At 60.9% G+C, this 19,046-nt stretch carries 6 protein-coding genes; 3 read left to right on the top strand and 3 right to left on the bottom strand.

Annotated features, from left to right (window positions below):
• The first annotated feature begins 1 nt into the window (after position 1).
• The 3 genes from CFE428DRAFT_RS24775 (at position 2) to CFE428DRAFT_RS24765 (ending at position 13,730) form a co-directional block, all read left to right on the top strand.
• A complete protein-coding gene (locus tag CFE428DRAFT_RS24775; RefSeq protein WP_006982422.1) occupies positions 2 to 739 on the top strand; it encodes a hypothetical protein in 738 nt (245 codons plus the stop codon).
• 61 nt (positions 740 to 800) lie between these two features.
• Positions 801 to 12,794, top strand: coding sequence for a filamentous haemagglutinin family protein (locus CFE428DRAFT_RS24770; protein WP_006982421.1), 11,994 nt, complete (start codon positions 801 to 803; stop codon positions 12,792 to 12,794).
• A 63-nt stretch (positions 12,795 to 12,857) separates the two neighbouring features.
• The gene (locus CFE428DRAFT_RS24765; RefSeq protein WP_006982420.1) at positions 12,858 to 13,730 is read left to right on the top strand and encodes an SEL1-like repeat protein; all 873 of its coding nucleotides are present in this window, start codon (positions 12,858 to 12,860) and stop codon (positions 13,728 to 13,730) included.
• Positions 13,731 to 13,740: 10 nt separating this feature from the next.
• On the opposite strand, the gene CFE428DRAFT_RS24760 is transcribed toward CFE428DRAFT_RS24765, so the two are convergent.
• The 3 genes from CFE428DRAFT_RS24760 to CFE428DRAFT_RS24750 form a co-directional block, all read right to left on the bottom strand.
• Positions 13,741 to 17,364 carry a BACON domain-containing protein gene (locus tag CFE428DRAFT_RS24760; RefSeq protein ID WP_157447624.1) on the bottom strand — a complete coding sequence of 1,208 codons (3,624 nt, stop codon included), beginning with the start codon at positions 17,362 to 17,364 and terminating at the stop codon, positions 13,741 to 13,743.
• Positions 17,365 to 17,469: 105 nt separating this feature from the next.
• Positions 17,470 to 18,108, bottom strand: a complete 639-nt coding sequence (locus tag CFE428DRAFT_RS24755; protein ID WP_042725740.1) for a hypothetical protein — start codon at positions 18,106 to 18,108, stop codon at positions 17,470 to 17,472.
• Between the two features lie 74 nt (positions 18,109 to 18,182).
• Positions 18,183 to 19,040 carry a type II secretion system minor pseudopilin gene (locus tag CFE428DRAFT_RS24750; RefSeq protein WP_237705561.1) on the bottom strand — a complete coding sequence of 286 codons (858 nt, stop codon included), beginning with the start codon at positions 19,038 to 19,040 and terminating at the stop codon, positions 18,183 to 18,185.
• Positions 19,041 to 19,046: the final 6 nt, after the last annotated feature.

Genomic DNA, 19,046 nt, shown 5'->3' with positions numbered 1-19,046 from the left:
TATGATCTTCTCACGTCCCACCCTCGTTACCCTCGCCCTCCTGCTGACCCTGCCTGCCGGTCTGCTGAAAGCGGAAAACGCCCAACCCAGCGCCGCGGAGAACAAACTGCGTGAATCGCTGCGCAACACCCTGCTGCAATTGCGCACCTCGGAAAATGACAAGGCGGTGGCCCAGGCCGCGTTGGCGGAATCGGAGGACAAAAATAAAACGCTCACCGAGCAGGTCGAAAAGATCACCAAGGATCGCGCGGCGGAAAAGACGGCGGCCGACAAGGTGGCCAATGACTTGCAAACCAAAGTCGAGGATCGTGACAAGTTGATCGCCGAGCTCAAGGACGCGCTGCAGAAGTCGCAACTCGACACCAAGCGCGTCACGGACATCGCCAACACCAAGGAATCCCAGCGCGCGAAGCTCGAGGACCAGACGAACCAACTCAACCGTCGTGTCGCGGATCAGCAGACCAAAAACGCGGGCATGTTCAAGATCGCGAATGAGATTCTCCAGCGATACGAAAAATTCGGTTTAGGCGACGCCCTCACCGCGCGCGAACCTTTCACCGGCATCACCCGTGTAAAGTTGCAAAGCTTGTTCGAGGAATATCGCGACAAGATCGACGATGAACGCATCAAGCCTGGCGATACCGTCCCGACACCCGCCAACGCCACTCCTTCGAGCGAAAAACCGGGCAAATCCAAAAACGCCCAGAGCAAGGCCGGCGAGCAAAAGTCCAAGTCGTGATCCTGTCGCCCAAGACAGGCGACCCCATCCATCTTCCTCAATTGCAATTGGTCTTTAGCCGATGACCCGGAGCAACCTTACTACTGCCGCTCTCAAGAAGCACTTCCTGGCCCGTTTGCGCCATCGCCACGATGCCACGGCGTTTCTCTCGATGACCGACGGCCCGGCATGGCGCAGTCGTGCCGTCGCGCCGACCCGTCTCTCGCCCATCCTGGGCGTCTTCTTTGCCGCACTCGCGGCGACGCCTTTGGCCACGCACGCGGGAGATCTGCTTCGCGGCGGGGCCGGCGCCGGCGGGCGCGGCAATACGCCCGGGAGCAATCCGAGCAGCGCCCAAGCTACGGCCCAGGCTCGCGCCAATGCGCAGGACATCCTCTCCCGGACAACGCAGGCGGTAAAGGCGGTGCAGGCCATGCAGAATGTCGCCCGCTCCTCAGCCGTGAGCTCCAATGCCGGGCGGAATCCGGTGAATGGACTTCAACTGCCTGACGTCCCGAACGGGCTGACACCCGGCGGGTTGGTGGTGGCACCCGGTGGCGTCTGGCAGGGCGCCCGACAACCTCAGCAGACGACCAGCGGCAGCCAGACGCTGGTCAACGTCCAGCAGACTTCTCCTCAAGCCGTCCTCACCTGGAGTTCGTTTAACGTCGGCAGGAATACGTTGCTGAATTTCGATCAGTCCTTCGGCGGCAATCAAACCAGCCAGTGGATCGTTTTTAACAAAGTCAACGATCCGACTGGTGTCCCGTCGCAGATTCTCGGCTCCATTCAGGCCAACGGTCAGGTGTTTGTCATCAACCGCAACGGCATCATCTTTAGCGGGTCTTCCCAGGTTAACACGCACGCTCTTTTCGCCTCGTCGTTGCCGATCAATGACAACCTGATCAACAGCGGCTTGTTGAATAACCCGAACGAGCAGTTCCTCTTTAGCGGGCTGACCATTCCCGCCGGGACCGGGACAAATGCCACCCCCGCGTTCACCCCTGACCCCTTGCCTCCCGGCCAGGTCTATGGCGACGTGACCGTGGAAGCTGGCGCCACCCTCACGGCGCCGACCACCGCGTCGCATGTCGGCGGGCGCGTCGTGCTCGTCGGTGCCAATGTAACCAACAACGGCGCCATTTCGACCCCGGATGGCCAGACGATCCTCGCCGCCGGTCTGCAGGTTGGCTTTAACGCCCACACGACGAACGATCCCAGTCTGCGCGGCCTGGATGCCTATGTGGGCATGGTCACCGACCCCAGTGGGGTAATTAAGCAAACCAGTGGCACCGCGACTAACAATGGATTGCTCGAAACACCGCGCGCCAGCACGATTATCACCGGCGCGGCGGTCAACCAAAACGGGGTCATCGACAGCAGCACCTCGGTCACTCTCAACGGCCGGATCGATCTTCAGGCAAATTACAATTCGACGCCCAACTCCAATTACGACGCCACCAAGCCCTTGAATGCGCCGGAGTTTTTGCCGGCTGCGTCGGGGACTGTTACGCTCGGTGCCGGTAGCGTGACGCGCATTCTGCCGGAAGTCAGCAGCAACGAGACTGTCGCGGGCACGCAACTGGCCCTGCCCTCTCTGGTCAATATCCAAGGCAAGGCAATTCATTTGGGAACAAACTCGGTTCTGCTGGCCCCGGGAGCCGCGCTTCCCACCGGTTCAGGCGCCGTGGTCCCCGTCAGCAGCGAACCGCTGGCTGGCAGTAACCTGTTCAACTTGCAGGCGGGCGTTAGCATGAGCGCCGGAACGTGGGCGGTCGTCGGCACGACCACTCAATTTTTGCTCAGCGGCGGCCAGATCTATGTGGATCGCGGAGCGTTGGTCAATGTAGCGGGCTCGACTGACGTCTCCGTGCCGGTGGGCCAGAACATTCTTTCCGTCCAATTCCGCGGCGGAGAACTGGCCGACTCGCCGGTCCAGCGCGACGGCGTGTTGCGTGGCATTTCGCTCGATATCGATCTGCGCCAGACGGGGGTTTTCAATGGAGTGGCGTGGATCGGGACCCCCCTGGCCAACGCCTGGGGGTTTGTGAATCTCATTCAGCGCAACGTCGCGCAACTCACGACCACGGGAGGATCCGTCGCCCTCAAGGCGGGCGATTCCGTGGTTCTGCAGAACGGGTCCACGATCGATGTCTCCGGCGGTTACATCAACTACCAGGGTGGCATGGTGCAAACCACGCGACTCATGTCCAACGGACAACTCGTCGACCTCTCGCAAGCCACCCCGGATCGCGTCTACTCGGGCATTTACACGGGCCAATTTACCGTCAGTCATTCGGCGTGGGGTGTGACCAACCAGTTCACCAGTCCACTGGCACTCACCGGTACGCATTTCGAGCAAACCTATGTCAACGGTGCGGCGGGCGGCCAAATCTCCATTTCCGCAGCCAGTGTGGCGCTCGATGGAACATTGCGCGGAAATACCGTCACCGGTCCGCGCCAGGAAAGCAACGCTCCTGCAGGTGGCGCGCTCGCCATCAATATTCAGGAACAGAATATTTCGGCGGGCACGATTTCCCCGACGCCACCGTCCATCTATTTTCTGTCGAATAATAATCCGGCAGCCGCCGATCCATTCGCCGTGGACTCCACGGGGGCGCCGTTGCCCCTGCGCACGGATCGCCGGTCGCAAGTTTTCCTCGACCCCAATTTGGTCAGCACCGATGGGTTTGCCACTCTCAATATCTCCAACGGGGATGGGTCGATCACCGTGCCGAACGGCGTCACGTTGAAGACACCAGCCGGCGGGTCGATTACGCTGGCCGGCGCAAATATCGATGTGGAAGGCCAGGTCATCACTCCTGCCGGCAGCCAAAGCTTTACCACTTACGACTTATCACCGAGCAATGGATCGCTCCCCGACAAGGCGCCAGCCATCCCGGGAAGAGGTCTGTTTACTCTCGGCGCGAAAGCCACCCTCAGTTCCGCCGGCCTCGTCGTGGACGATCGCCCGTCTTCTGCGACCGCCTTCCAGAATCCGTTGACCGCAACTTCGGTTGCGTTGACCTCGACCATTTTGGGAGTGACCACGAGCACTTCTTCGGTCACCACCACGAACGGCGGCTCCATCGCGATTCAAAGCTTCAGCAGCGATCTCCTGCCGGGCAGCGTAATCGATGCTTCCGGCGGTGTGGCTTTTTCCGGCACTGGCAAACGGACTTATGGCAACGGCGGCAGCATCACCATTCAGGCTGGCCGCGATCCGCTGAACACCTTTTTGAACGGGGGTCATCTGGAACTCGGTTCGACATTGAAGGGATTTGCCGGCGGCACCGGTGGTTCGCTTTCCATCCAGGCCCCCTTGATTCAGGTCGGCGGAACGACGTCACCAAACGGCGCACTCGTGTTCTCGCCGCAATTCTTCGACGAAGGCGGCTTCGCCAACTTTACCCTCAGCGGCATTGGTGGTCTGGATGCCAGCGGCAACGTCATTCCCGCGGTGAGAATCGTCGCCGGCACTATCATTTCGCCAGAGGCGGAAAGTTACGTTGCCGCTTCCACCGGTGGGCCGGGCGGCGGCCCGCTCTTGTACCCGGTCCTGGAACCCATCGGTTTCCGTTCACCGGTGAGCCTCACCTTCAATGCGCTGGGCAGCGTGGATTCCAATTCCAGCGCCACCACTCCCAACTTACTGGCCTTCCGCGGTGATGTGGTCGTGGAAGCCGGCGCCGTCATCAAGACCGATCCCCAAACGAGTTCGACTGGCGGGGTAACGATCAAGGGATACACCGCCACGGTGTTAGGCAGCATCATCGCCCCTGGCGGAACGATCTCCGTCACGGGTGCATCGACGTCGGCCACCGCCTTTCCGGGTGTGGGGGGAACCAATGCTCTGGCCACCGTCTATCTGGGTCCGCAAAGCCTTTTATCCACCGCCGGAGCCGTGGTTCTGATTCGCGACCATCGCGGGTATTTGTCGGGCACCGTTCTCCCCGGAGGGAATATCAATATCTCCGGCAATATCGTCGCCGACGCGGGCGCTGTCCTCGATGTATCCGGCACGTCGGGCATCCTCGATTTGTCACCGGCCCTCAGCGGCGCGAGCACCTCGCTATTGGGCGCGCTCTCCGGTTCGGTCGTGCAGCCTCTCTCCTCCGGGACGAGTTTTGCCTTTCACGGATTGATCGTCCCCAGCAGCCTGCTCGGTCTTTCGACGGGTACGGCGGCGAACGGTCTCAATGGATCGTTCTCCGGTTCGGCAGTCATGCCCACCCGTGTGGATAGCAACGGCGGTTCAATCACCCTCACCGGAGGTGAACTCCTGGTGACCAATGCCAGCCTTCTCGGTGCGGCCGGCGGCCCCACGGCATTAGGCGGAAACTTGAGTGTCAGTTCCGGTCGTTTTGCGCCTCCCGGAGGCACTGTCCAAACACCACTGGACCCGACGCTCATCGTTGTCCAAACACCGCAGACCAATCCCCAACCCAACCACGGGGCGGGTCAAAGCGTGATCGGCAATCCCGTGGTGGACGCCACGGGCAACACGATCGTCGGCGGAGGATATTTCGCCGCCAATGCTTTCCAGAACGGCGGCTTCGATTCCCTGACTCTCGGCGGCACCGTGCAATTTTCCGGTCCGGTCTCCATCCAGGCGCGCAACACCCTGACCGTTGGCACGTCCGGCGTCATCCTCGCGAATTCCACCGTCAATTTGAGCGCCCCACACGTCGTCCTCGGGCAACCCTTCGTTGCACCGTTGCAGTCTTCGGAAGTGGTCGCCCCCCTGCAGTCGAGCCTCGGCGATTTCCACGCTACTCCCGGCTTCGGTTCCGGCAGTTTGACGATCTCGGGGAGCTTGATCGATGTCGGCAACCTCCTGCTTCAGAATATCGGACACACCAGCTTGATCGCCGATGGTGGCGATATTCGCGGCGACGGCACCTTCGACGTGGCGGGAGATCTCTACCTGCGCGCGGGGCAGATTTACCCGGCCTCCGCCACCACCTTCAACATCGCGGCCTACGATCGGAATATCCTCGTGGCCTCCAGCACGGCAGGCAGCCAGACAGTGACTCTCGCCTCAGCCGCTTTGCCGCCCGGCTTCGGGATAGGCGCGCCTTTGCTGGGATCGACAGTCTCGGCTATCAGCGGCACGACAGTCACTTTGGCCGCGGGCGCCAATGCAACCGTGACTTCGGCCGAAGTGGTCTTTGCGCCCGGCTCGGGTTCGATCACCATCGCGGGTTCCGGTCTCCGCCAATTGCCTCTTTCAGCGACCGGGAGTCTGAATATCTACGCCTCGAATATCGCGCAGGGAGGCGTCTTGCGGGCGCCGCTCGGCACCATCACGTTGGGCTGGGATGGGACCGGCGCCGCCCCGACGAATGTCCTCAGCGGCACCGCCGTTCCTGTCGCGCAGCAGATCACGCTCCTGCCAAACAGCCTGACTTCCGTCTCCGCGATCGATCCCATCACCGGCCAGGGCGTCCTCATCCCCGATGGCTTCGTCATCAATGGCACGCAGTGGATTGATGCAACCGGCGTCAACATCGTCAGCGCAGGCGTGCCTGGCAAAGCGATCACCATTTCCGGTTCCAAGGTCACCGACCTGGCCGGCTCCACTCTCGATGTCCGCGGTGGTGGCGACTTATATGCCTATCAGTTCGTTCCAGGGAATGGCGGCAGCACCGATATTCTCGGCTCCGGGGCTGCGCCAGCGCCGTGGGACGGCACCACCACCTACTCCGCGGGGACACTGGTTACTTTCAATGGTGCGACTTGGACGGCTCGCGTTTCCACCAGTGGGGTGACGCCTTCGACCAGTCAATACTGGTCACAGGTCCCGCAATCCTTTGCGGTCATTCCGGGGTATCAGTTCGATTACGCGCCCTACGGCACATTCAATACCTCCGGCGGCGCCGAAAACCTGGCTTCCAAGGTGGCCGTTGGTTACACAAGTAGCAACCTCAAAGGCCGGCCAGCAGGTCTATCTCAGCGCGAGCAGTGGGCTGCCGGCTGGAACCTATACCTGCTCCCGGCTCGTTATGCGCTGCTGCCCGGTGCCGTTCTCGTCACTCCGCAAAGCGGAACGCCGCTCGGCACCATAAGCATGACGGATGGGTCGAGCGTCGTCGCCGGCTACACGCTGAATGGCTTTGACTCAACCAACCCGGGCAAATCTCTCGTGTCATCGTTCGACGTCGCCAGTTCTGCGGTCACGCGAAACCGGGCCCAGTATACGGATTATTTCGGCTCCGATTATCTCAACACCCAGATCTCGCTCAACGGCGGCCAGGTGCCGCGTCTGCCGATCGACTCCGGCACGGTGGCCATCTCCGGGAATCAATCGCTGATCTTGCAAGGCACCATCTACGGTCGCAGTGCCGCGGGAGGCCGCAATGCCGCCGTCGATATCAGTACCGACGAAAACATCCTCATCGGCGGGCCCAATGGCTCCGCGCCTGCGGGCACGGTTTATTTGAATGCCTCGCTGCTCAACTCCTATGGGGCGGAAAGTCTGCTCATCGGCGGTTTGCGGCAGGTCACCTCCACTGGCACGACCATTACCGTCAACACGCCGAACATCGAGCTCAACAACGCCGGTGCCCCGTTGATGGGATCGGAGATCATGCTCGCCGCCAGTCAGACGATCACTTTGGATCCCGGCGCCGAAGTTATCCAAAGCGGCGTCCTTTCCTCCAAGAGTGCCTCGCCGGTCATCAATATCGGCAATTCGGCGGTGGCAGGGAGCGGCAACGGCGTATTTTTGCGCGTCAGCGGTCTGGATGTTCCGCTGGTTCGGGCCGGCTTTACCACCTCGGCCACCAGCAGCGTCCCGGATCTGGTCATCTCCGCGGGAGCGACCGTCTCGGGTTTGAGCGTCACGCTGGATTCCACCGCCGCTGCGTCGCTCAGTCCCGCAGCCATACTCAACGGTCAGTCGATGACCATCGACGCCGGACGCATCAGCGTCGTGCTGCCGGGTGCGGGAACTTTGCTCGCCAACCCTGGCCTCGTCCTTCAAGGCTCGTTGCTGGACGGACTCGCCGGAGCAGGCCGTCTATCTTTGACGGGTTACTCCTCCATTGATCTCTACGGGAACGGCCAGTTTTCACCGAACTCTCTCGCTCTGCACACTCCCGATCTCCGCGGAGCCGATGGGGGCGCCGTGGTCATCAATACGACTCAGTTCTCGTTGGATAACGTCCCGGGACAAACCGGCGCTGGGCCAATCCCGCCTGCACAACCGCTCGCCGGCACTCTCACAGTCAATTCCCAAGCGATCGTCATCGGCCAGGGCCAGGCGAACATCGATCAGTATGCAACCGTCGCCTTCAACGCCTCCAACGGAGTGCTGTTCCAGGGCACTGGCGGACTGAATATCGCCGGCGCGCTGACCATCACGGCACCGTTGCTGACCGGAGCCAAGCTGGCCAATCAAACCATCACCACCGGTGGTGCGCTGGACATCGAGCCGATAGCCGGCGGCGGCGCCAGTTCCTTGTCCAGCGGACTCGCCGCGACGCTCACTCTCGCCGGATCCAGCGTCACGGAAAACAGCGATATCCTGCTTCCAAGTGGCACTCTCTCGCTCCACGCCACTGGCGCGGGTGGTAATGTCACCGTGGGCGGAACTCTGGGCGTCGGCGGGATCACCGAACAGTTTTACGATCTCTTTGCCTACACCGATGCGGGACAGATTACCCTGGCCTCAGACAAAGGCAACGTCTCGGTGGTCACTGGCGCGAAGCTCGATGTTACCGCTTCGTCCGGAGGTGGAAACGCCGGAACCTTGTCGGTGAGCGCTCCGAACGGCAGCTTCTCCGTGGCGAATAACACGATGTTTGGCCAGGGTGGTGAGGGAGGCACCAGCGGAAGTTTCAATCTCGACGTCAAGACGGTGCCCAACGACACCGTGGCGCCGATCGATCTCGCGCTCGACGCCGGCGCTTTCGCGCAGTCCCGCAACTATCGCATCCGCAACGTCGTCAATACGGCCGCCAACACCATCACGGTGGGCAACGCCACGAGCCTGAATTATACACTGTCCTCCGATGTCGGTTCGATTCTCGCCACCGGCACGATCAATGCCTCAGGCCCGCAAGGCGGCTCGATCAATTTGATTTCCGCCGGAAGCGTCACCCTGGCCTCCGGTTCCGTGCTCACCGTCGCCGGCACGCAAGGGTTCAGTGCCGATGGCAAGGGCGGTTCCGTGTCGTTGGAAGCCGGTTCGGAAACCAATGGGAACCTGACTCTGGTTGCCTTGGGCACCGGCCCGCAAGTCAATGTCCAGAGCGGGTCGACCATCATCCTCTCCGTGGCGGGCAATGTGCCAGCCAGCTCTGTGGTGGCGGTGGCAAACACTCCGGTGAATCTGCCGGCCATCGACCAGGGAATCGATGTCCTCACGACTACCACCGCCGGCATCATCAACTTTGCCGACGGAACCACTGCAGCCATTGCCGCCAACACTCCCACTTCCGTAGCCGGCGCCGTTTCCGTAACATTGGCCAGCAATGGCACGGTCAACTTTGCCGGCAGCGCCGCGAAGGGTGACCTCACAGGTACTCTGCACATCCGTGCGCCCCAGGCGGCGGGTAATAAGGATCTCCAGGTTGCGCCCATCATGGGTACGATCGTCGATGCGTCGCAGATCGTCCTGGAGGGTTACACGGTGATTAAACCAGCCAACGGCACTATCAATAGTACGGTTGAAACTCAGGTCCTCACAAATGGGAACGCCTTTGTTGGTGCGAACGGAACCACGACCGCGAGTTATACCGCGATGCTCAATCGCCTTCTGCCAGGCAGCCAACTGAGTGCTTACTCGGGAGTAACCCTCATCGAACCGGGCGTCGAGCTGGTCAATACTTCCGGCGACCTTACGCTGACGAACAACTGGGACCTATCGACCGACCGGTTTGGCCCCAAATCCGCCGCAGGCGACCTCACCCTCCGCACCTCCGGCAATCTTATCTTCAACTTTAAGGACAGCTTGAGCGATGGCTTTGGCCCAGGCGCCAGCACTCTTTGGACGGCCAACCTCATGCCGGCCGGCAGCCAGTCATGGTCTTACCGCCTCGTAGCCGGTGCCGACTTCTCCGCCACCGATTACCACAAGGTGCAATCCTTGAGCACGCTGGCCGCGAATAGTGGTTCATTGTTGTTAGGCAAAGGCGCCACCGCCCTGCCGACGAGCAGCGCCACACTCCGGTCGAACATCATCCCGAACTTTTACCAGACCATCCGCACCGGAACGGGCAGTATCGATATCGTCGCCGGGCGTGACGTGCAGTTGCTCAATCCGTTGGCGACGATTTACACCGCCGGTACCCAGGCCCCAGCCATGGCCGATTTCGATCTGCCCAATCTGCCCTACACCGTCGGCCTTAGCGGCGCCCAGACCCCATTCTACCCGGTGTTTTACAGCATGGACGGCGGCCGGGTGACCATCACGGCGCAAAACAATATCACTCACCTGGGAGTCAACGGTGTCGCGGACTCCAGCAAGGAGATGCCTACCGATTGGTTGTATCGCCGTGATTTTGTAGATCCGACCACCGGTCAATTTGGCTCGGTCGGATTGGGTAGAGGGGACATCGCCTCCACCACCTGGTGGGTCGATTTCAGCAATTTCTTCGAAGGGGTCGGCGCCCTGGGTGGCGGCAATGTCACCATGAATGCGGGCAACAACATCACCAATGTGGATGCGGTGATTCCCACCAACGCGCGCATGCCCAAGGGGACTCCGAATAGCTCCAATCTACTCGAACTGGGCGGTGGCGATCTCGTTGTCCACGCCGGCGCGGATATCGATGGCGGCGTTTACTATGTCGAACGTGGCACAGGCACACTGCAAGCCGGCGGCACCATTCACACCAACGCCACCCGGGCCGCGACGATCGGCGCTGCGACCACCGCCGACCAACTGCCCACGACTCTCTTTCTCGGTCAGGGAAGCTTCGATGTCAGTGCTCGCGGAAATGTCCTCCTCGGACCGGTCGCCAACCCGTTCCTCCTCCCTTCGGGCATCGACAACAACTTCGCGTATCGTTCGTATTTCTCCACCTACGCACCGACCGATTTCGTAGACGTCTCCTCTCTTACCGGGGACGTTACCATCAAAGACAACGCCTCGGGCGGCGTCGGCTCGCTGGCGGCCTGGTACACCAGTCAGTACTTTTCCACCGGAAAAGCTGCCGTGGTCAGCCAACCGTGGCTGAAAACGTATGAATCGAATTTTGTCCCCGGCTTCGCGGTCGCGGCCACATTGATGCCACCGACTCTGAACGTAACCACGTTTACCGGTAACATCGACCTGATAGGGACCATCACCTTAACCCCTGCCGCGACTGGTACGCTCAATCTCCTCAGCGCCGGCGCGGTCAATGGCTTCCAACCGAACACCATTACGGGCGGCATCAACCAATGGGGAGCGAGTACCATCAATATCTCGGACGCTGATCCCGCAAATATTCCCAGCATCTTGCAGCCTTTCGCCGCGGCTAACGATATCGCGCTGACGAACGCGAACACGTTGAGTTCATTTTCCACCATGTTTACGGAGTCTGGCTCCATCACGGGGACATTTGGCTCAACTCAGAACAAGGAGGCCTTGCACGACAGCAGCCTCCTGCACGCCGGCGATACGACACCCATCCATATTTATGCCAACGGGGGCGACGTCTCGGGCATTTCTCTCTTTGCCCCCAAAATGACGGACGTTCTGGCGTCCCACGACATCACCGATATCGGCTTGTACATCCAAAACGTCAGCGACCAGGATATCTCGGTCGTATCCGCGGGACGCGACATCATCCTTTACGATCCGAACTCCGCCCTGCGCCAGCAGGCGCAAACCCCCGGCAATGCCATTCCGGCGTTCTCGGTGACATCCTTTACGCCCGCCTCGCCGAGGGCCGGCGATGTTCAAATCAACGGTCCCGGAACCGTGGAAGTGCTGGCTGGACGCAATCTCGATCTGGGCGACGGCCCCAATAACCCGGACGGCACCGGCGTCGGCATCACCTCCAATGGCAATGCTCGAAACCCGTTCCTGCCCTTCGAGGGCGCCAATATCATCGCTATGGCGGGCATCGGTGGCCCTGGGGACCTGACTCAAAACAGCTCCCTCGATTTCAATACCTTCATCACGAAAGATCTGACCACCGGAAGCCCGTATCTCGCCGAACTCGGGATCAAGGCGACGGATCTCTCGTCGATGTCGGATGAGCAAAAGGCACGCGTCGCGCTCGAGGCATTCTATCTCATTCTCCGGGATGCCGGCCGGGCGCAAACCGCCGGCACCGGCACGTACTCCACAGGCACGGATGCCATCACCAGCCTATTCGGCACCAGTCACACGTTGGGAGATATCAACACGCGTTCGCGCACGATCGTGACAGAAAGCGGCGGTGACATCAGTCTCGCCGCGCCTGGAGGTTCCCTCACTTTGCAGACCTCCACGGCCACCGCGACACTGACCCCGCCAGGCATCATCACCCAGGACGGTGGCAACGTGAATATCTTCACCAACAGTGACGTAAATCTCGGTGTCTCCCGTATCTTCACCCTGCGGGGAGGCAATATCATCATCTGGTCCTCGACCGGTAACATTGCCGCCGGTAGTTCTCCGAAGACGGTGGTCTCGGCACCGCCCACCCGCGTGCTCATCGATCCCGTCAGTGCCGACGTCAAGACGGACCTTGCCGGTCTGGCCACTGGCGGCGGCATCGGCGTGCTGGCCACGGTCGCCGGCGTGGCGCCTGGTAACGTCGATCTGGTCGCCCCGAATGGCACCGTGGACGCCGGCGACGCGGGCATCCGCGCGACCGGCAACTTGAATATCGCCGCCACCAAGGTTTTGAACGCCGACAACATTACGGTTTCGGGCACCACCACCGGTGCACCGGCTGCGGTGGTTCCTGCGGCGCCGAATATCGGCGGATTGACGGCCGCCAGCAATGCCGGGGCGGCCGCGGCCGGTCAGGCAGATCAAACCAAGCAACAACAGGAACAGGCGCCTGTCGCCACGCCGGATTCGGACATCACCGTGGAAGTGGTGGGTTACGGGGGCGGCGAAGGCGGTGCCTCGAGCAGCGAAACTCCACAATAGAATCCCATCCATTCCATGTCTCAGCAGATCTCTCATTCTCTCCTTCCATTAATATTGGCCGCCATGTTCATCCCCGAGACGGCCCTCCTGGCACAACCAGATCTCGAGAGCACCAAGGCTTCCGCCGAGCGTGGAGATGCCGAAGCGGAATTCCAACTCGGCCGGGCCTACGATCGTGGTGAAGGTACGCCCAAGGACCGTGCGAAAGCGGCGGAGTGGTACCGCAAGTCCGCCGACCAGGGTAACCTCAAGGCCCAGAACAATCTCGGTACTCTCTACCGGGAGGGCTTCGGAGTGTCCAAGGATGATGCCGAGGCGGTGAAATGGTATCGTCTGGCTGCCGAGCAGGGCGCCTCGCTGGCTCAGGACAACCTTGGCCAGTTGCTCACCAAGAGCACCGCGGTCCCGCATAACTTCAAGGAAGCGGAGGAGTGGTTTCGCAAGTCCGCGGACCAGGGTTTTTCCCTCGCTGAGTTTCATCTCGGCGAACTCTATTTCCGTGGCGGAGACGATTTCGCCCCCGACCAGGCAAAGGCCATCGAGTGGCTGACCAAAGCCGCGGCCGGCAAAAACGCCTCGGCCCAAAATCTTCTCGGTCAACTTTACGAAGACGGAAAAGGTGTGGAAAAGAATGTGCCTAAAGCGGTGGAGCTCTTCCGGGCTTCCGCAGAACAAGGAAGCGCCTTGGGCCAGGAAAATCTCGGACGCCTCTATTCCGTGGGCAAGGGCGTGGAGCAAAGCATGCCCCAGGCATGGCTCTGGCTAAAACTCAGCGAGCAACAGGGCAACAAATTCGCGGAGAAGCGCCTGATGGAACTCGAATATATGATGGGCCTGGATAACATCGCGAAGGGTAAACATCTCCTCGAGGAGTATCGGAACCATGCCTCGACCGCGGCGCGCCGGGAAACGCCTGCCAACGGCCAACCCCATTAATCCTAAGCTCCTAATTCGGACCGGTGATCTGCAACCGTACGAAGCCAAAAGGCTTGCCGTTTTGCGCGGCGGGAGCGGCGACGGTCACCGCTTGGATTTCGCCGTCGTCAGCCATCACCGTGGGCGTGGCGTTGCTCGTCACCCAGTTCTGGAGATCGTTGCTGAACTGCACGGTGTAGACCAGCCCCACGGCGAGATAATCGTCGCGCCGTCCAAAGAGCACGGAATACTGGGTATTCACGCCACTGCCGGTGACAACGACGCTTAATCCGCCACGATGCACAATCGTTCCGCCGGAAAGGCTGATCGAACTATCGTCCGCCGCGGCCGGGTTCATCCCGAACGCCCACTCGAACAGATTGAGCACTCCATCTCCATCGAAGTCGGCCAGCGGGCCATTGAGCGCTCCGGTCACACCGTGGCTGGCCGCCCAGGTGGAGTAGTTCGCGTAAACGTCGAGCGTGACCGTCGCCGGTGCACTCGTCAGGTTGAACTCGTTGGTGCAGGTAAAGGTGAAACTGTCGAGTCCAACGAAACCATTCACCGGCGTGTAGGTGAGATTCGGCGCCGTGCCGGAAAGTGTGCCGTGCTGTGGCTGGGTGGTGACCTGGAACGTCATCGGCTGAACGGGATTGTTGGTATCCGTGCCGGTGAGGGTGACAGCCGTGGCCGTATTCAACGGCACGAGCACCCTTTGCAGCGTGGCAGTCGGGGCGATTCCGTTGGTCGTGCCCAGGATCTTGACGTCATCGATGTTCCAACCGGAATAGGCCAACGCGCCGCTGGCGATCTGGTACCCCCACCGGACATAGACCGTTGATTGGTTATCCGCCACGCTGGAAATATCGTACTGCACCGTTTGCCACGAGGAATCGGTGACCGCCGAGGTGCCGTTGTTCCAGACGTTGGTCCAATTGGTTCCGTCCTTGGAGATATCGACGGTGGCAAACGCGTTGGGCTGCACATCGGTATTGAGCCAGCGCGCAAAACGCAGTCGCGTGGCCGCGTTCCCCGTCAGGTTGAATGGCCCCGCGGTGAGATAGAATGGGCCTCCCGGGGTGAGAGAGTAATCGCCGGAGAGATTGACTCCGAGCACTTTCGCTCCCGTCGCTCCACTCGTCGGATCGTGCGTTCCATTGGCTCCGCCGCCACCGGTCGGCGTGCCCCACGCCCATTCTCCCTGGCGCGACCAGCCTGGGTCGGTGTCGATGGTGTTCGTGTAAGTGGTTTGGTCAACGATGAGCAGCGCACTGCTCGTGGTATTGCCCACGCTATTGCTCGTATTGGTAAAAGTAATCGTGTCATTGTAGGCGCCCATCGCGAGTGAGTTGGCGGCCGTATTGATGGAGACCGTCACGTTCGTACTGGAATTGGGCTGGATGGTCCCGCTGGTCGGTGAGATCGTCAGCCAACTCGCCGTCTTGGTGGCCGACCACAACATCGCCGCGGTGCCGGTATTTTTGATGCTGAACGTGGTGCTCGCGGGAACAAAGGGGCCTCCCCCCGGACCAGTGGAATTCACCGCATTGCCGCTCACGACCATCGCCGGAGAGCCATTCACGGTCAGTGACGCGGCGATCGCCGTATTGCCATCACCGGAAGTCGTATTCGAAAATAGGATGTTGTCGGAATAGCTGCCGACGGCCTCGCCGTTGGCCACGGAAGTATTGATCGAGACCGTCACCGTCGTGCTCGCGCCGGCCACGAGTGAACCGCTGGTTGGAGAGAGGGTCATCCAACTAGCCGTTTTTTTCGCGGTCCAACTCAAGGTGAAATTTCCGGTGTTTTTGAGCGTGTAGGTCGCACTGGCAGGTGAGAAGGGCCCTCCTTTCAGCCCGTTCGGGTTGAACGAAGTGGCCGGCGAGACCGTCAGGAACGCCGACTTGTCGTCCAGTTCGTCGATGTAGGAGAGTCCGGTCTGATAACCCGACGACGCGGCAGAGATCGCCACCGCTTGCTTGCCGATGAGCCCCGCCTGCTCTGGCGCGGTGACGGTGAAGTTGGCGCTGGTCTGTCCCGCCAGGACAGTCACGGAAGCAGGAACCGAAAGGAGTGTGCTATTACTCGCGCTCAAGTTTACCGCGGTGTCCTGGCCGGGCGCGACCGGCAAAGTCACGGTAGCGGAAACGGACGTCCCCTCCGTCACCGTCGCCGGCATACTGACGACGATCGGCGCCACCGTGAAAGAAGTGGGATCGGACGGGATGCCGTTGGCAATCACGTTGAGCGAATAAGTGTCCGCCGGCAAACCGGTGGGCAGGGTGAACTCGGTAGTGACCGCCGTGCTACCGGTTTGCACGCTCGTGCGGCTCCAATTATAGGTCCGCGCAAAATAGACCGTTCCTCCGCTCGAGGTCAGACGGACGATGGGGTAATTGCTGGCGTTCTGGTTGTCGTCGCCATAGGCCGAGCCTTCCGAAATGCCGTTGAGTTGCGTGCCAACGAGATGAAATGAACCGTCCGAGTTTTGCGTAATGCTGCTGATCGTGGGCTGGCCCGCCACCAGCGGCGTGCCGCTGGGCTGATAGTCGTAGAGCTGGGTGCCGTCATTCGAATAGAGGACCGTTCCATCCGGCACGACCAGCATGTTGCCGATGTAGGCGGATTGGCTCAATGAGGTCCCCGTGGGTGCGTTGACTTGCGTGAACGTATTGGCGACATAGTCATACTCGTAGAACGTCGTGGGTGTCGGAAAATGATTACCCGAAGTCGGCGTGGGCGAAACGGAGCAAAGAATGATCCCGTTGGGCATCATCGCGCCCGGGGCGTCGGGCGCTCCCGAGCTATTGGGAATATCCGGGCCGGCGATCCAGCTCCCATTGGCCGTGCTGCCGGAGGGTGTGTAAATGGCCGTGTGGCCGGTCGCTCCGAGGAAGATGCTCTTTCCATTGGGCAGCAGAAATCCCGGCCCCGACTCGAGGCCGTACGGATCGTAAATCGACACGGGAACGGTGGCGTCGGTGATCCACTGGTTCAGCGACGGGATATAGCGCTCGGAATTGGTCGTGAGCCGGTCGATGAACAGGATGCTGTCGTCCGGCTGCTTGATCCACATGGATTCATTGTGAATGCCATTGGTCGTCGGCCCCGCGGTCCAGGTGTTGGCGACGGGATTGTAGATAATCGTTTGTTTCAAGGTGCCCTGCACCAGGGCGACGATCACGCGACCGTCGGGCAGGATCTCGGAATTGGCGTCGCTGAAAGTGGCGTTGGCCGATGGCAACTCCGTCCAGACATTGGTCAATGGATTGTAGACTTCCGCAGTGGTGTGACCGGTGCCGTATTCGCCGCCGGCCACGAATATTCGCCCGTCCTTCAACATCTGGGTCGCGCAATAAAGACGGCTGTCGTGCATCGCCGCGATCGTGCTCCAGGTGCCCGTAGCATAGTGACCCTGGCTGTCCGGCGTGAGCCGATACCAGGCGGTGCCATTGTTATTTTGTGCCAGAACCGTGCCATCCGAAAGCAGGACCATGAGTCCGATCGTCCTCGGCGCCCTTTGCGTCAATGGAGTCCAGGAACCGGCGATGGCAGAGCAGGCAAAGATGCCGAGCGTCGCGAGGACGAGTGCGAGACGAGTGACGTGCGAAATGAAATCCGCCGAGGGAAGGCTGGAGTCGGAATCATCTGGCATCATCCTATTTAGCCAGGGTGCCTCAAATCCCACGAGAATTTTTGGCCGCGGTCTGGGGAGAGACAGGAAAGTTGAGGGTTGTTTTCTTGAATTCGCCGGCTGCGCTTAGCGCGGGGGGGGCTGGATCACTTGCACCCGGCGGCGGACTTGCGGGCTCGCGGAAGGCGGGGCCGGTTGTCCAATAGGGGGCTGACCAATAGGAGGTTGTCCCGGAATCGCTTTCGGCATCAAAGGCTGGTTGTTCACCGGGCGCGGCCCGCCATTTGCCACTGCTCCCGGCACCGGCGACGTGCCGGGGTGCGGCGCCGGCGTCGCCTTCATTTCCGCTTCGTTGAACTCCAGCTTGGCCGTCTCAGTCCCCTTGCGCAGGGTGACGGTACTCTTCCCGACGGCTTCCGACCAGGTGACGCTCGCCAGGGCGACACCAGACACGGTGTCATTCTTCCCGAAAAGCGAAAACTGCGTGCTCAGATCGCGGCTTTTGATCGTCACAAAATCTTCGTCGCCCACCCGCGCGATCCCACTGACAAACCAATTCGCGGCAAAAGAGGCGGTCGGAGCGGACGGCGGAGCCTCGACCGTGGCTACCGCAAACGGCGAATGCGCGCGCACCGCATCGTAGCGGTTCCTGGGGAACGCCGTGGGAATCGGTTCTTCCCCCCTGCTCTGCGCGCCCGCGAAAATCAACACAGCGCCCAAAAGGAGTCGAAAGAACCGCAGCGAGGCGATGCTAAGGAAGCGCATACCAGCGAGCGATTGGGAAATGACCACGCACCTACCTAGCGTCGGCTCCATCCACTTTCAAGCGGACGTTCGCTTCACTCTTTCCACGAGAGAATCTGCGGCTTGGCCCCGCCCTTGCGCACCACGGCCTCCACTTTGCGCGTGATGTCACCACTATGGCCAATGCTCTGAATGTTCATCGTCGGATCCTGATATGAGACCAATGGTCGGAGCACTTCAAACTGGCTCGCGGTGAGCCCCAGCGCCCCAGCAATCGCATCGATACTCGGAAAAATGACGTCGTCCTCGGTGCCATCTTTGCCGTCCCGCCCGGCCCGCATCTGGAGGAACTGCTGGATGCGCGCATCGCTCAGCCCGGGGATCAATGCCAGCACCTGGGCATCCGCCGAAGCCAGGTCGATGGGACCGAGACTGTAAACCGTCAACTCATCCCGCCAGCCGGGCTGACTGGTCAGCGGGCCGGTGCCGCGGACCCGCAACAACTCATCCACGCTCAAGAGTTCCCGATTGGCCGGATGATAATCGCCGTCGTCTTCGGCGCCATTGAGCCGTTTCACATTGTCGGCATCGATATAGTCGAGCAGGCAATCCATGAACGTCTCGATCTGATGCAATTCCAGCCCCCGGCGCTGGAGATACTGCTTCATGATCGCGAGCTTCATCGGCTCCTCCCCTCGCAACAGCCAGTTGATATTCAGCTTGCCGCCTTCGCCGCGAATTCGCACCTCATAACCCACGCCGGGATAGATTTCTTCCGGCGGCAAAGGCGTCATTCGCGTGACCTGCGGATGCATGGCCAGGGTCATTCCGGAATGCGCCATGGCGCGGGCTTCGACCGTCCGACTATCCACCGCATGCGCCAGGATCCCCTGCTGGACCCACATGACCCAGGTGATCGTCGCCGCGGAAAGTAACAGCAGCGCCCACAGCACTATGAT

It is taken from the genome of Chthoniobacter flavus Ellin428 (genome assembly GCF_000173075.1).
Classification (GTDB): domain Bacteria; phylum Verrucomicrobiota; class Verrucomicrobiia; order Chthoniobacterales; family Chthoniobacteraceae; genus Chthoniobacter; species Chthoniobacter flavus.
The sequence above is the reverse complement of the archived record's forward strand: the minus strand, read 5'-3'. Positions and strand labels throughout refer to the sequence as shown.

What these genes read in the sequence shown, in the direction of transcription:
- CFE428DRAFT_RS24770 (WP_006982421.1), top strand. Translation starts at nt 801, where the DNA reads ATGACCCGGAGCAACCTTACTACTGCCGCTCTCAAGAAGCACTTCCTG.
- CFE428DRAFT_RS24755 (WP_042725740.1), bottom strand. Translation starts at nt 18,108, where the DNA reads ATGCGCTTCCTTAGCATCGCCTCGCTGCGGTTCTTTCGACTCCTTTTG.
- CFE428DRAFT_RS24760 (WP_157447624.1), bottom strand. Translation starts at nt 17,364, where the DNA reads ATGCCAGATGATTCCGACTCCAGCCTTCCCTCGGCGGATTTCATTTCG.
- CFE428DRAFT_RS24765 (WP_006982420.1), top strand. Translation starts at nt 12,858, where the DNA reads ATGTTCATCCCCGAGACGGCCCTCCTGGCACAACCAGATCTCGAGAGC.
- CFE428DRAFT_RS24775 (WP_006982422.1), top strand. Translation starts at nt 2, where the DNA reads ATGATCTTCTCACGTCCCACCCTCGTTACCCTCGCCCTCCTGCTGACC.